The organism is Actinomadura syzygii (assembly GCF_008085905.1).
Lineage (GTDB): Bacteria > Actinomycetota > Actinomycetes > Streptosporangiales > Streptosporangiaceae > Spirillospora > Spirillospora syzygii.
Genome location: NZ_VSFF01000021.1, coordinates 22128 through 36618, shown reverse-complemented (window position 1 = coordinate 36618; position 14491 = coordinate 22128). Strand labels below are relative to the sequence as shown.

Below are 14491 nucleotides of genomic sequence, written 5' to 3'. Positions count from 1 at the left end.
TTCGTCGATACCGACGGTCTGGGCGGGCGGCGCGTCGGCGCGGGTGCCGGTCGGGCAGGTACCGCCGTGTCCGCTCCGATGGGAGGATTCCACGGTGCTCGACGACAGGTGCGCGGCGTTGTGCGCCGCGGAGCGCGCGGGGTTGTGCGCCGCGGAGCGCGCGGGGTTGGGTGCCGAGGGGGTCAGGCTCGTCTCCCGAGGGTCCCGGCTGGTTTGGCATGCCCCGGCCGGAGACGCCGCGATCACGGTCACTCGGCCAGGGACCACGACCTTGGAGCAGGTGAGCCACGAGATCCGGCTGACCGAACGTCTCCGGAAAGCCGGGGTGAACACCCCTCGGATCCTGGCCGGGCCGATCCGCGCCTGCGGGCGGTTCGCCTTTGTGACCCAATGGGTGGAACGCGCGCCGACAACTCCCCATGCGCAGAGTTGGCCCTTGATCGCCGAGCAAGCGGCTCGGTTCCCCGGTGCCGGTGCCGGTGCCGATGGGGTTCAGCCGGTGCGCATGCCCGAGGTGCCCGTATCCACCTGGCGCGACCGGCTAGGTTCCGACATGGGCGAGGCATTCGCTGACCGCTGGGACAACGCCAGACAAGTCCTCGGTGAACTGCTGGGCCACTGCGAACCAGTCGTCTGCCACGACGACCAGCATCCCGACAACGCTTTGATCGACCGGCAGGGGCGTTGTTGGTTGTTGGACTTGGAACTGGTAGCCGCGGCGCCTCCGGAGCGGGATCCGGCATCGCTGGTGGTGCTGAACAGGCGGTTCGGTGATCCGAGCGACCCCGAAGCCCTGCTTACGTACTGGCCCGCACTTGACCCACAACGGCTGTCGGTTTGTGCGCGGGTCCGGGAGGTTTTGATCGTTGGCCGACTGCTCCTGCGGGGAACCCAAGACGCCGTCACCGAAGGAACCCGGCGAGCGCAAGGCTTGTTCGGCCACGGCCCACCCTGGCACCATCTCGCCCCTCTTCCCGCGCACCGCTCGTAGTGAGCCGCGATCCCCTCTGCCATCGGCACACCGGCTTTTCTGTGAGGACAGCCAGGGGCAGCGACGGCAACGACGACCTCGCGGCTGGCGTCCGCGTCCGCCGGCCAGCCCCGTGCGCGGGCGTTGCTGCGCGCGGCCGAGACCGATCCGGAGCGCGCCGACTCGGCGGTCGGGAGTGCCCCCCGGCAACTACCGCCGCGAGAGCTTCGAGGATCAGGTCGGGTTGCCCCTCTCGCAGCTCGGTGATCTCAAAGGCGCGGAGGAGCACTACGCCGCGTCGGTGGGCTCGCAGCGCACCGTGGAACGGCGCACCCGCACCGTCATCGGCGCCCGCCTCGCCCACGACCACGCGGCCATCGAGTCGTTCTGGGGCCGGATCCAGGCCGAGTTCCTCAACCTGCAGCGCTGGCGCACCCGCATGAGACTCGCCAACGCGATCTTCGAATAACTGGAGATCTTCTACAGCCACCGGCGCCGCCACAGCGCCCTGGGAATGCTCACCCCAATCGATACGAGAGGATCTACCCCAGAATCAGCATGAGATTCTGGCTATCTCGACACCACGGAACCCGGGACGCATCAATCCGGCACCCAATGCAGAACGGGGCGGGTCCGTTCCTGGAAAAGGGAAATGGGCGACCGAGGCGGCCTGCCGGGCCGGTATTGCCGGAAAAGGCGAAATCGGCAGTGCGCCGGGAAAGCGTCGGAGCGCTGTATCGTGGGCGCCGCCGCCGATCCGCGGCACCGCCGCGCCTGGGGCTCTTGGGGGGATGACGATGACCGGACGTCCCGACCTCGCGGGCCGATCCCCCGCGCAGGCCCGGCACGCGGTGACCGAACCGGTCGCGTGCCCCGATCTGCCCTGTCCTGATTGCGGCCGCCCGCGCTACCTGCAACCGCCCGAGGTCGGCCCGGACGGGACGGCGCACGGCACGACCAGCGGGATCGGATGCGCCACCATCGACTGCCCGACAGCGGGTCTGCCACTACCGGTGTGGCTGGCGATCGACCGGGCGGTCGCGGCAGGCGCGGCCGACCTGTGCCCGGCCGGGCGTCCACGACCACGGGCGCACGGCCTGCCGGTCCCCTGGGTGACGCCGGTCACCCGCGCCACCGGCCCGCTGTGGAGGGACCTGCACACTGCCCGGCTGGCCCGCGCCCAACTGGAGAGCCTGTGCCAGGTCTGCGGGCTCGGCTGCGACCGGCGGTTCAGCCTGATCGTCGATCCACACGGGCACTGCCTGACCAGCGCGCCCCTGCACGAGGAATGCGCGCGGCTGGCCTTGGCGGTGTGTCCCGCACCCTCGCGCGCCCGGGCCCGGACGGTGACCGCCACCCGAGCCCAGATCCACACCCGCGGCGACATCGCGGTCGAGTTGGCCATGACCCAGACGTGGCGATACAAAGAGCCGCGCTCCGGCGCAACGTGAACCGACCGGAGCCCGCGTGGAGGCGGGTGCCGATCCCGGTGCACCGCCCCTCGGACGGGGGAGCGGTAGCGGGCACGGGCGTTCAGAGCCGGGATGCCCTCGGATCGCCGGGGTCGTCGTCAACGTCGAGGGTGAACTGGGCCCACACTGGCCGGTGGCGCGACAGTGGGCGGTCCTCGTCGACGATGCCGTGCCCGGTGACCGCCGAGGCGGGCAGCGTGCTGTGGATGCGGTGGCGGCGGTAGGCCACCGGATCGGCCGGGTCGTGTCCGATCGTGGGGGCGTGGTCGCTGGTCGCCTCGCCCACGTCGAGAAGCCCGGCGCGGTGCAGCACGGCGGCGGGCCGGGTGTCGGTGATCGCGGCGGCGTGGTCGGCGGAGGCGCGGCTGGTGTCGGGGCTCTCGCCGAGCGCGGCGGCCCGGAAATCGGCGGCGTAGACGATGTCGGGGGTATCGGCGGTCGACTCGAGGTGGGTGGCCAGGTGCTCGGCTTCGGTGAGCCGCGCGGTGGGGCTGGTCGCGGCGTGTCCGACCAGGAACCGCAGGGGGAGTCGCCGGCCCTTCACACGGACGTCGATCGCCGCCAGGCAGTGCGCCCAGGGTTTGCCGGTCTGGTGGTGCTCGGCCACCACCTCCAGGTTCCCGCCGGTGCGGGCCAGGACGGCGATGCCGTGATCGTAGAAGGGGGAGGGGATGACGGCGTGCCAGGCCATCTCGAGCCGGTCGGCGACTCGGGGCCCGCAGTCCAGGTCGTCGGGGGCGCACGGCACCTGCACGATTCCGACCAGGTCCAGTTCGAGTGAGGCCAGCAGCGCGAGTTGTTCCCGCATGGGGGCTTCGCCGTCGGGGTCGGCGTGGTAGCCGACGTCGGGGCCGGTCCGGCTGGGGTTGTACAGGCCCACACGGACGGTCACAGCGTTAGGCATGACGGCGAACCGCTCCTTGGGCGTCATGAACGAGCGCGGCGATGGACGCGAGTCCGGGCAGATGCCGAAACCGCCGCATCGGGGCGTGTGGGGATGTGTCGATACTGCTCGGCTGCGGTTGTGCTCCCTCGGTCCTGGTGAGGGTACGCCCGGCCTCGCGTCGGCGGCCACCGGCCTGGCGTGGATGCACGCTTGGATCTGGTGGGTGCCGTTGAGGCCGGGCGCCATTGCGGATGGGTACGGCGTTGTGCGCAGGCGGCCGCTCAGCCGTTCAAATGAGGTCGTGGTGACCGCGCTTGATCTCGATGATCACGTTCCGCCAGTTAGCTGCCGACAATGTGAGCGGCGGGGCCGTGGTGTTCTTGCTGTCACGGATGCCGATCCGGGCGCGAGCCAGGTGGGCGACCTCGACGCAGTCGTTGGCCGACATCGACCGGCGGGCCTTACGCCAGTGCGACGGGAAGGTGATGGACCGATAGACGCGCTTCGTCTCTGGCCCTTGGGGGGCGATTCTCGCCATGCCGAATGTGCCTTTCTATGACTCGGTGATGATCAACACGGTGTCGTCGTGTTGGAGGCGACCCGCGGTAACGGGTCATGCCACCGTGGTGGTGGTCTCTAGCCGCTCTGGCCTTGGCGCGGGATCGCCGCCTACGTTTCGGGGGAACCGGGGGACCATGGACTGTCGACCTGCTCCAGCGACAGTCGGCGATGCACCTCGACCCATCGATCGATGTAGGACCTACTACCACCGCACCCGGCGATGAAGGCGATGACGAGCAGTTGCCGGGGGAGTTTCCCGTTCTTGCCGATGGTGCTGTAGGAGGCGAAGCTGTACGGCCGTTCCACCTGGGGGTGACGCCGTGCCTCCCGCTCTATCTCCCGCAGTGACCGGTCGCGGTAGGTGCGGTATTGGTCCATCAGTGCCACGAACTCTTTGGGGTTGGTAGCGGCCTCGGGGACGGGCGGGGCGGTCGTGCCCCGCGTGGTCGTCGAGTTGGCAGGTCCGGAGCCTGCTGTCGGTGGTTGGCCGACGGGACCGCTGAGCGTCGCGTCGCTTGTGTCCGCGTGATCGTCGCCTGGCCCGTGTTCCCCGCCGAGGCTTGCCGTAGTCTCGGACGTGGTCTCTGACGGTGCCGTGCTTGCCCTGTTGGCCGGGGTGGTTTCGCCGCAGGTAGGCCAAGGCTCGGCCGCGAAGTTCACCGGCGGGGCCACCCGGCCGGTCTCTTCTTCCAGACCGGCCTCAATCGGGTCTTCTGCGCTGGCGGTGCCGGTGCGCGAAGTCGAGAATGACCCCCTCGGCGCAGAGGACGGGCGCCAGCCCTGAACCCACCCTTCGACCGCCGGGTCGAGTGCGGGGTCCGGCTGTGGACGCAGATCCGGATCCGTCACGCCTGCTGGCGGAGGTGTCCGTTGCTGGAGTTGGTCGAACAGATCATGCGCGACCTGAATGTCGGCCTGCAACGCCCCGCACGACGACAGGATCGCCGCTAACAAGGGCCAGGTGACGCCGGTGAGATCGCCCGCCAGCACCTGATCGGCTTCGGCGAGGGTGACTCCACGAGCCTGCAATTTCCTGACTACCGTCCCCCCGCCGCGTCTCCCTTCCAAGGGGCGCTGTGCAACCCAGGAAATCAGAGTATGCAGCCATTTCTCAGGTCCCGCGTGGGGATGGACACGGTTGAGGAACGCGATGACGTCGCCTGGCTTCTTCGCCGACGACCGCCGAAATCGGTTCACGACGTTCTCCGAGGTCAGTGGTCGCTCGCCTACCTATCGGCTGGCACTAGTAGGCGTCCGAGGCCGGGGGCTCGCTGAAAGCGGGGGATTCGCAGCATTGGACCGTCCCTCTTCTCGTTCGATTCGGTGTCAATCCCCGAATGGGGGAGACGTGATGGCTTCGCTCGGCGTGTCCGACGATCGCCGGGTCGGCAACCAGAATATTAATCACACGGATACGCATCGGTCTGCGTCACCCGACCTACCCTTTAGGGCATATCGGGACAAACTGACGTCGCTGTACCAAACTAAACACTTAACAACGACTTTGACCTGCGAGGAAACATCCGCTGGTGAACGTTAAATCTCGTTCTAATGTCACGGGGCGGGAACCTCTGTGATCCGGAGTTTCATTTCCGCTATTAGTTGCACGAACTCTCGCGTCGTGTCCGAGTTAGGACGTCAGCAACCGTGCTGGGGCATTGAACCGATTGCGGAATGGGATCGTGGGCGGCCATGAATCCCGGACGAACGGTAACGTGCGGCCGAAGGGCTGCCCTTCGGGACGCTGATCGCTGTCGGGCTGCCACTGGACCTGCTACCGCGATGCCCACAGACCGTGTAGCGATCAGATCATCGGGACCTGCGTCTTCAAACTGCCTCTCGTCGGGCCTGCCCTTCGCGGCCGGCCGTGGCTCGTTGCCGTCTCGTTCCGCCGCCGGTAGAGGCTGGAGTTCGTGCTCGTCTGGACCGACAACCCGACGGGTGTGGTGTCTGTACCTCGGTGGCGCTCAGTCGCGGGCGGCCGGAGGCGCGGACGTGCGTGCCGGGCGTTGCGGTGGTGATCGCCGCAGGCGGTGACGTCGTATTGCCGTTTCCTTGTAGTCGTTGTACACACAGGCGTAAGCGGTCTCATCGGTGCCGTGATCGGTCGCGGCACGGGAGAGGCGCCCTGGGGCAGGCATGCCGAGGTCGGAGTGAGCAGCCGACGGCCATGGTGGTTGGAAGGTGGCCACCCAGACCAATAGCAGGGACGGGTGATGGCACCGCCGGATATCCCGTGCATGCCGTAGCGGGCCCGCCGTCGTCGCGGGCCGAGCCCGGCCGGAGGCCGGTGACGGAGGCGAACAACGGTCTGGGCGTGGCGGTTCGGACACCAGGGAGTAGGACGCAAGACCGAGAGTCTCGAACGGCCGCTCGGCGGGTGGGAGGGCAATCAGTTCGGGGCCGCTGCGGTCTTCACCTGGGGAGCACCGCTGGGGCGAGGGCAGCCCCATGACGAAGAGCCTGATCGGCGGCCTGCACCAGGCGCCGCGGCGTTGACGCCATAGTTCGTGGGTGCGCCGCTGGTCATCGACGGCGGAGGGGTCCAGGCCGTGCCCGGTTCCGTTGAAGGCCGGGACTGGTTCGCTCGTCCGCGCCGGCACCGCTCGGACCGCAAGAGTTGTTGGCAAAGCAGGCATAGATTGAAACCAGTCGGTCACGCTGATCGACCATTCTATAGGCAATGCCCGGGAGAACATCGGCAGATCCTGCCTAGAGCATCTGTTCATCGGTCCAGAAGTCTTCGAGTTCCTGCACAGACAGTTCGTTCACGGGGGCAGATCGAAGTGAACGGCCTGTACGTATTGCCCACACTGTGATCAGGGCCAACGCCATGTCACCGTCTCCGGTCGAGGTGCCACCAGCTCCAAACGTGCCCAATGCGGGTCCTCGAGGAGACGGCAGCAACTGATGGGAGAACATCGTCGACCTTTCGCAAACGGATCGGCTGGAGAGCGAGACAACTCTGCACGCGGACCGCTGGAGCAGTGCGAGGAACGCTCGATCCCGGATGGATCCGGGACGCCGTGGGCTACTCGCCCGGACATCCGGGATTCATCCGGGATCCGCCACGGGCGTGGCGCTTGCCCCCCAATGTTGCTCAACGGTGCTCTTGCCGCCGTCTGCAACTCGGCTCACGAAATGTGTGGAGTGCACGGACCGTCCGGTGCGGGGATGGCAGTATGTCGATCTCGGAGACCACAGTTCCCTTACCATGAACGGAAATACGATCATGGCACATGAAGATCGCGGACGTCACTTCGATGGAGTGATCGCCCTGCTGGCGCAGAACCGTCGTATCGCTGGAACGCCCCCTTATCAGGCGATTGATGACCTTTCGACGGAGCTGGAGAACGCCGAAAGCATGGTGTGCGGCATTCGGGTCGCCCGGGTTCCGCGGTCGACCGTCCACGATCTGTTCACCAGGTCGTGCCGTCGCATACCGCGGTGGGCGCCGATGGAGTCGCTGTGGGCGACGCTGTACCGGTATGCCGAGATCAAGGACCGCGACACCGACAGGATGTTCTCCCTGCTCGATCTCAAGAAGTGCTACCGGGATGCGGAAGCGGCATCGATCGAGGTACCACAGCGAATGGAACAGTCCGCCGCCCAGGTCATTGCGGCCGTATCCGCGGCTCCGGATGACCAGCGGGGCGGGGACGTGCCGATGAGCCCGCTGGATTGGGAGACGTGTCTTAACTTCCCCGCAGCGGCGCACGGCTCCGCTGACACTGTGTCAGGCAGGCGCCACATGCGGGAGGTCGACGGGCAGTTCATCACCGAACTGCAGGCGCGTAGCCGTCACGCCGCCTGGCGCGCCTACACCGACGTGATCCCAGCCTGGTTCGAACTCTATGTGATGTCCGAGCCCGAGCTAGCCGAGATCCGGACCTACGCTCCGCTGCGCATCCCCAGCCTGCTGCAGATCGGCGAGTATGCCCGGCGCACCATCGCCGCAGACCTTCCCGACATCACCGAGCAGGAACTGCGGCGCAGAGTGGAACTCCGCCTGCTTCGCCAGAGCATCCTCGACCGCCCTGACGCGCCCACGCTATGGATCATCATCCACGAACGCGCCCTCCGCGCCGACGGGGGTAGCCCGTTGATCCTCCAGGCCCAGATCCGGCATCTGATCGGCCTCGCCTCACGTCCTAACATCACACTCCAGATCATGCCGGCGGACCGCGCCAACGCGGCGTTTACGGACGGCCCCCTCACCGTGATGAGGTACCCCGAATCCCAGATCAACGACATGATCTACCTGGAACAGCGTGAACATGCGCTTTACCTCAATAGCAAGCGTGACCTCAACCACTACTCGATGCTTTTCTCGTCCTTCCTGATCACGGCGCTCTCGACAGATGAAAGTACCCGCCTCCTTCACAATCTCCTCTGAAATACCTGGTACTGGCAGACCGCGGCCTGGTGCGTTGGTCCAAGGATCTGATGTGATGATAAGACCGAAGGAGAGTCACGAGCGCGCGGAGGATCACGATGGCGAGCGATCCGGAAGAGTTCCTGGCACGGGCGAATAAGGACCTTATGGGGGGACTCGATACCAGCGTCCCCCATTCGGCGCGGATCTGGAACTACTGGCTCGGCGGCAAGGACAACTTCGACGTCGACCAGCAGGCCGGAGACCAGTACGCCCGCCTCTTCCCCGGCATCTTCGACCTGGCCCAAGCCGAACGGGCCTTCCTCGGCCGCACCATCCGCTATCTGGTCACTGAGGCGGGCGTCCGACAGTTCCTCGACGTCGGCACCGGCCTGCCCACCGAGGACAACACCCACCAGGTCGCCCAGACGCTCGCCCCGGACAGTCGCATCCTCTACGTCGACAATGACCCCCTCGTCCTGGCCCACGCCCACGCGCTGCTTGTCAGCACGCCCGAAGGCGCCACCGACTACATCGACGCCGATATGCGCGACCCCGACCGGATCCTCGCCCAGGCCATAAGCCTGCTCGACTTCGACCAGCCCGTTGCCCTGCTTTTCATGGGCGTCCTTGGCCACGTCACCGATAACGCCGAGGCACAAGCCATCGTCTCCCGACTGACGGGGGCCCTCGCGCCCGGAAGTTACCTGGCGCTCAACGACGGCGTCGACACCGACGAGGCGTTCAACCGAGCGCAGCAACGCTACGACGACACCGGAGCCGTCCCCTACCGGCTGCGCAGCCCCGAACAGATCGAGCAGTTCTTCGCCGGGCTCCAAGTGATCGAACCAGGAATCGTCCCCATCCCGCTCTGGCGACCTGACCTCGGCCACCCCGGCGTGCCACAAGCCATGGACGCCGTCGGCGGAGTCGGTAAGAAGCCCTGACACGCGATCCACTACCTCTGCCAAGCGATACGGCCTCTAGGGCGCCCGCCGGGTACGCCAGCGGGGCGTGCAGGCGGCGCGGTGCAAACGGAAAAGGCGAGGCTGAACATGACTAGAACTCCGTCACCAGCAGATGATGGGCCGTTTCATGCCGGTGTCCTTAGCGCGACCAAGATGCCCAGCGCCCGGTCAGCACGGTCGGGCGCCGGGCCGGTTGCTGGGTCTCTTTTCTGGGACCGATTCCAGATCCGGAACACCCGCGTACGAGTTTCAATGCTAGCGCCACTACGAGTGATTTCTGAGACAGGCATGTTCTAGCCTTGTTCAAGGCTCGCTGGCATCGGTTCGAACCTCTTAAGGATACTGGACTTCGCTCCGAACTGCGGATCCTGCTTGCTATCACCCTTTAAGGGAGAGTTGGCCAGGTACTCGGTGGCGCGCCCTGCTTACGCGACTAGGGCATGCCCTCGGCGAGGGGTTCGGTCGGACGAGGACGTGTGCGCGGTGGCCGGGTGGGGCCAACCCTTCGGGCGCGGTCCTGCTCTACGCTCCATCGCCGCAGTGTTTCGCCTGCCTCCAACTGCTGTACGGTCAGCCAATCGCCCCGGATGCGTGCCAGAGCGAGTTCGTGGCGCAACTGTTCACCCGACAGCGGTACCGGCTCCGGGTCAGTAATACGGGGGCCCTTCGGTGGCCGGGCTGGGCCAACTGGTTGGAACGCGCCCGTTGCGTCTTGCCGTCGCGTGAGTACACGCGACGGCGACCGGTGCGGCGATCTTGCCACTGTGTCCTGGGCTTTCCGGCGCTTGATCTCGGCGATGACCGGGTCTACAGCCGGGCGTGTTCCTCGGCACATTGGGCACAACTGGACGAACGCGCCGTGTGGGCAAGCGGGCCGGGTCTTGCGCAGCGCGTTGATCTCGGCGCGGTGTTCCAGGCAGCGCTGGGTCGCAGGAGGGTTGTCGTCCTGGTGCATCAAGATCGGTTCGCGGTTGTTGAGGCGTTAGCAGGCTGGTCGTCAGGGGCGCGCGGTGCGGGGATGTCACCGGGGCGCGGTTGTTGCTGGCTGGGCGCATGGTCCTGGTCGACGGGCGGGGCAGAGTCTGCCGTCACGATCCGTGCGATCTCCGTACCGCTGGTACTCAGAGGGTTGAGGTCAAGCACGGTCAGAAACAGGGTGCGGGTCATTGCGGCGAGTTCCATGCCGTAAAGCGTGGGAAACCCGTTGATCCGCCAGTCGGGCTCTGCTGCGGCGCGGTGCGCGTCGCCTTCAAAGCGGTTTACTCCGTGGGTGCTCATGTTCGCGAGCGGTGCGCGTTGATGTTCTTGAGCGGAAGCGGCGGCGTTGCGGGCGGCGCGATATCCCAGAGAGAACAGTTGGCCGAGCGTTCGGTGCAGGGCCGCCTTCTGTAGGGCATCGTGGAGGCGTCGCCGATGGTTGGCTGGCGTTGGCGGAAGATGGTGCCGTTCCAGCTGCATGTTAAAGAACCGGACGGCTTCGTCGGCCATCAGCTCGCCGGCGACGTCGAGGAGTTCGGCCCGTTCCTGTTCGATCTTCATCCGGTCGGGGTGGGCGAGCCAGCAGGCCAACCATTCGTCAGTGTTGGCCAGCGCAGTTGCCGTGCTGGTTCCGTGCCGGGCATAGAAGACCGCCCGAGCGGGATAGTAATGGCTGGTCAAGGCCGGGTGGGCGAGTGCGACCAGGTCTCCGTTGGCGGCGCGCAGTGCCTCATCGTAGGACTGCTTCCACACAAAAGCGTCCGGCGGTGAGTCCGGGTGAATTCCCAGCAACCCAGTGGCTACCGCATCACCCAGCAGCACGGTCTCCTGCGCAATGTCGGGATGCAGGTGTTGCTGCCAGTGCACTAGAGGTGTCAGCGGACCCTGGCTAGGGGCGTAGCGTAGGAACGCGAGCACGGCGAGCTCGGTCCGCAGAGCCGCCGGGCCCGGAAAGTCTTCGACCAGCGTCACCGGGTGGCACGTGGCGATGATCTCATCGCAGCGGTCGATCCACTGGCAGCGGGCCTCGGACTGCGCGCGCTGCAGCGATTCGCGCTCGTACGCACGGGCGCGCTTAACGGCACGCGCGGGATCGAGGATCAAGTCGATGGCCTCGCCCATCCGCGGATCGCAGTCCACGCAGGAGGCTCTTCCGCCAGTGACGAGGGTCGCCAGGTCGGTGCGTGTCCGGAGCCGGAGCGGCTGATCACATTCTGGACACGCGATGTCAGTCAGCGTGGCGCGGGCCCCGGCGGCGGCGATGACATGGAGCCGCCGTCCCCACCCGGCGGTATCGATCTCTCTGACGCCGTACTGCCACCGAGGTCCGATGTCGGCGTCGATATCGACCAGGTCCCAGTACTGCTCGGCGATCCGAACAAGCTCGGGGGCCACCCCGGGGATCGAAGTGACCAGCGGCACGAACATGTCCAACTCGTCGGTGCCTGATTCGACTACATCACTCACGATCATCGTCCCTGTTGATCAGGTTCGGGCCCGGCACGGTCCGGCCGACGGGGCGTCGACCGGGGAGTCCGTCCGGAGCCCCTACTGCTCCGACTTCCCACTGGACGCGAAGCCCTTTTCCGCCAGCCCCGCCGTGGCGGCCACGGCACACCCCAAGCGGCGAGCTGTACGCGCGTCCAGCTCCCGCCCGGCGTTCGGGCGGCCTCTGCCTCGCTGGGGGACGGCTGCGCCGCCGGTTGGTGTTCCATCTCCAACAAGGGGATCTCGTGCACCAGTGACTCAATCGATGTTGCGGCGCGGCCGCGGCACGGTCGGACGCTGCGCAACCTCGGATACCGGCCAGGGCGGGATCTCTTCAGCGCGCTGTATTTCGGCGGCCCAGCTCAAGCCGCTCTCCTGGATGTAGTACTTCAGGAGCCGGGTCGTGGCGCGTGCATCAGCCAGCGCGGTGTGCGCGTCGGTCAGGCTGATTCCCGCATGTGCACAGCAGTCGGCGAGCTTGCGGACCCCGTGTGGGAAGAACTCACGAGCGAGCTGCTGGGTGCACAGCACCGGCGGCTCCCACGGCTGCTCGGGCCGAACGTACCGTTGCGCGACGTCTCGAAGGAACCGCAGGTCGAACGACGCGTTGTGCGCAACGATGACCCGGCTCGCCAGGTGCTTACCGACCTCGTCTGTGACTTGGGCGAAGGTTGGCGCCCCAGAGACCATCTCAGCGGTGATGCCGTGCACCCACTCGGCCCCCACCGGACCGCATGGATTCAGCAGCGTTTCCCACTCGGCCAGGATATCGCCGTGGGCGTCGGCCAGCACGATCGCCAGCTCTAGCATAGCGTCTCCCTTGGCTGGGGAGAATCCGCTGGTCTCACAATCAATCACCGCGAACACCGCGTCGGGGAGCGTGTCCTGCCCGCCGGGACCGTCGATGCCGCCCAGACAAAACGGAGCCCCGCTGGACAAGGTGAACACCAACCGCTGCATCTGCTTGCGCAGCACCGACAGTCGACGCAGCTGACGGCGCTGCGACGGGTCTGCCTTGCTGCGGCGCTCTCGCCGGGTGGCGCCAGGGCATCCGGCCAGGACGCTGGTTTCGGCCATACCGACCAGCGCGATGAGAGCCTCCGCGTGCGCGGGAAACACTCGCAGCTGCAGCAACGGACCGGGTGAGGCCGCCACCTGCGACGCGATCTGTCGGAGCGCGGCCAAGTGCGCGGCGAGCGGCCCAGTGTGGCCGCGCCAGGCGTCCATCACCTCCACCAGAGTGAGACGCTCCACTCTGACCTCGGCCGACTCCTTGAATCCACGGCCGAACGTCAACGGCGCCCCGGGAACGGTTCCGGACACGACCCCCCCCAGAAGAAGATGACTCGATCACGGAGAGCATTCCAGTGCTACCGAGAGTAGTCTTTTAGGCGCGCCGACCAGGGCCACGGTGCGCAAAGCTCCGCCACGCCGATCTTTGGAGCCGCTCGCCGAAGGGCCGGCCCCTAGCAACCCTCCACATTGCCGCCGCGCGATCCCAGAACACCGGATCCAACAGGGCGCACAGCGGCATCACACCTGCCAGACGCGCAGGTGAAGAGGCATATCCCGGCAGGGGTGACGAAGCACGGCCCGCGACCATCCACGGAGACGGTTGACAGCAACAGGCAGAAGGAGACCAAGACTTCGAGTCATAGATTTCTTCTTGGTCAACCGTGTGTCCTGGCCGTGGAGTACCCGGGGATCTTCGGAGGTGAAGCGACACCGATGACCACGCAGACCACCGACCGTCCAAATGGGACGTCCACCGCACTCACCGGCGCCGTCCACTCCTGGGACATCTCCACCGGGGTGGACGGCTCCGGAACCCGGTTCGTCGTCTTCACCGGCGGCTGCCCGCTGCGCTGCCTGTACTGCCAGAACCCCGAGACCTGGCGAATGCGCGACAGCCGCCGGATCACCGTGGACGAGTTGATGACCGAGATCGGCAAGTACTGCCGCTTCATCGAGGTCGCGGGCGGAGGAGTCACGATCAGCGGCGGCGAGCCGCTGCTCCAGCCCGCCTTCACCGGCGAACTGCTGCGCCGCTGCCGCAGGCTCGGCCTGCACACCGCGCTCGACACATCCGGGAACCTCGGCGACCGCGCGAGCGACGCCCTGCTCGCCGATACGGGCGTCGTCCTCCTCGACATCAAGGCGTGGAACCCCCGGACCTACCGGGCCCTGACCGGCGGCGAGGTCGACCCGACGCTGCGGTTCGCCCGACGCCTCGCCGCCCTGGACCGGCCGACCTGGGTCCGGTACGTCCTCGTCCCCGGCCGCAACGACCGCGACGACGAAGTCGACGCCCTCGCGTCCTTCGTCGCCACCCTGCCCAACGTCGAACACGTCGACGTGCTGCCCTTCCACCGTCTCGGCGTCCCCAAGTACCAACGCCTCGGCATCCCCTTCCCGCTCGCCGACACTCCACCGGCCACCGCGCAACTCCTCGAACACGTCCACGCCCGCTTCCGCGCCCACGGCATCGACAGCCGCTGACCACGCCCCGAACAGTGCCCCGCTACCTACGTGAACGCGCTTGCCGCAGTAGGTGCCGCGGGAGTCGGCGTGCACATGTCGGATCTGCTCGGTGAGCCAGGCGTGTCGGATCGCTCGCGGTGACGGCGGGCGCTTGCGCCACATGTGGAACCCCGACTCCGGCACGCCCAGCACCCGGCAGCACACCTTGATGGGAAGCCCCTGGCCGACCATCACCTTGATGGCTTCGAAGCGTCTTTTGGGGCGCCGCCTGCTTCACCAGCTCGATCGCCCGCCGGGTCACCTCGAGCTCGG

General features: G+C 67.0%; 11 protein-coding genes. 6 read left to right on the top strand and 5 right to left on the bottom strand.

Annotated elements, in window-relative coordinates:
- Positions 1-43: 43 nt before the first annotated feature.
- The 3 genes from FXF65_RS41955 to FXF65_RS41945 all read left to right on the top strand — a co-directional run bounded on the left by FXF65_RS41955 (position 44) and on the right by FXF65_RS41945 (position 2421).
- Complete coding sequence (locus FXF65_RS41955; RefSeq protein ID WP_342787874.1) at positions 44-991, top strand: phosphotransferase; 948 nt, start codon at positions 44-46, stop codon at positions 989-991.
- A 175-nt stretch (positions 992-1166) separates the two neighbouring features.
- Positions 1167-1439, top strand: a complete 273-nt coding sequence (locus tag FXF65_RS41950; protein WP_148356064.1) for a hypothetical protein — start codon at positions 1167-1169, stop codon at positions 1437-1439.
- Positions 1440-1767: 328 nt separating this feature from the next.
- Positions 1768-2421: a hypothetical protein gene (locus FXF65_RS41945; protein ID WP_148356063.1), complete on the top strand. Its 654-nt coding sequence runs from the start codon at positions 1768-1770 to the stop codon at positions 2419-2421.
- Between the two features lie 82 nt (positions 2422-2503).
- Here FXF65_RS41945 and FXF65_RS41940 read toward each other — a convergent pair whose 3' ends face one another.
- From FXF65_RS41940 to FXF65_RS41930, 3 genes are all read right to left on the bottom strand, one after another.
- Complete coding sequence (locus FXF65_RS41940) at positions 2504-3346, bottom strand: hypothetical protein (protein WP_148356062.1); 843 nt, start codon at positions 3344-3346, stop codon at positions 2504-2506.
- 271 nt (positions 3347-3617) lie between these two features.
- Entirely contained in the window at positions 3618-3866 is a 249-nt protein-coding gene (locus FXF65_RS41935; RefSeq protein ID WP_148356061.1) for a DUF397 domain-containing protein, read from the bottom strand.
- A 131-nt stretch (positions 3867-3997) separates the two neighbouring features.
- Complete coding sequence (locus FXF65_RS41930; RefSeq protein ID WP_148356060.1) at positions 3998-4918, bottom strand: hypothetical protein; 921 nt, start codon at positions 4916-4918, stop codon at positions 3998-4000.
- A gap of 2203 nt (positions 4919-7121) precedes the next feature.
- Here FXF65_RS41930 and FXF65_RS41925 point away from each other — a divergent pair.
- Both FXF65_RS41925 and FXF65_RS41920 read left to right on the top strand, forming a co-directional pair.
- Positions 7122-8285, top strand: coding sequence for a DUF5753 domain-containing protein (locus FXF65_RS41925; RefSeq protein WP_148356059.1), 1164 nt, complete (start codon positions 7122-7124; stop codon positions 8283-8285).
- Positions 8286-8383: 98 nt separating this feature from the next.
- Entirely contained in the window at positions 8384-9211 is an 828-nt protein-coding gene (locus FXF65_RS41920; RefSeq protein WP_148356058.1) for an SAM-dependent methyltransferase, read from the top strand.
- A gap of 975 nt (positions 9212-10186) precedes the next feature.
- On the opposite strand, the gene FXF65_RS41915 is transcribed toward FXF65_RS41920, so the two are convergent.
- Both FXF65_RS41915 and FXF65_RS41910 read right to left on the bottom strand, forming a co-directional pair.
- Entirely contained in the window at positions 10187-11677 is a 1491-nt protein-coding gene (locus tag FXF65_RS41915) for a hypothetical protein (protein WP_148356057.1), read from the bottom strand.
- Positions 11678-11956: 279 nt separating this feature from the next.
- Positions 11957-12994, bottom strand: coding sequence for a 3'-5' exonuclease (locus FXF65_RS41910; protein WP_148356056.1), 1038 nt, complete (start codon positions 12992-12994; stop codon positions 11957-11959).
- Between the two features lie 432 nt (positions 12995-13426).
- Here FXF65_RS41910 and pflA point away from each other — a divergent pair, with 432 nt between their 5' ends.
- Entirely contained in the window at positions 13427-14197 is a 771-nt protein-coding gene (gene pflA, locus FXF65_RS41905) for a pyruvate formate-lyase-activating protein (RefSeq protein ID WP_148356055.1), read from the top strand.
- Positions 14198-14491: the final 294 nt, after the last annotated feature.

Coding starts and splice junctions, on each gene's coding strand:
- FXF65_RS41945 (WP_148356063.1), top strand. CDS start 1,768: ATGACCGGACGTCCCGACCTCGCGGGCCGATCCCCCGCGCAGGCCCGG.
- FXF65_RS41940 (WP_148356062.1), bottom strand. CDS start 3,346: ATGCCTAACGCTGTGACCGTCCGTGTGGGCCTGTACAACCCCAGCCGG.
- FXF65_RS41935 (WP_148356061.1), bottom strand. CDS start 3,866: ATGGCGAGAATCGCCCCCCAAGGGCCAGAGACGAAGCGCGTCTATCGG.
- FXF65_RS41925 (WP_148356059.1), top strand. CDS start 7,122: ATGGCACATGAAGATCGCGGACGTCACTTCGATGGAGTGATCGCCCTG.
- FXF65_RS41920 (WP_148356058.1), top strand. CDS start 8,384: ATGGCGAGCGATCCGGAAGAGTTCCTGGCACGGGCGAATAAGGACCTT.
- pflA (WP_148356055.1), top strand. CDS start 13,427: ATGACCACGCAGACCACCGACCGTCCAAATGGGACGTCCACCGCACTC.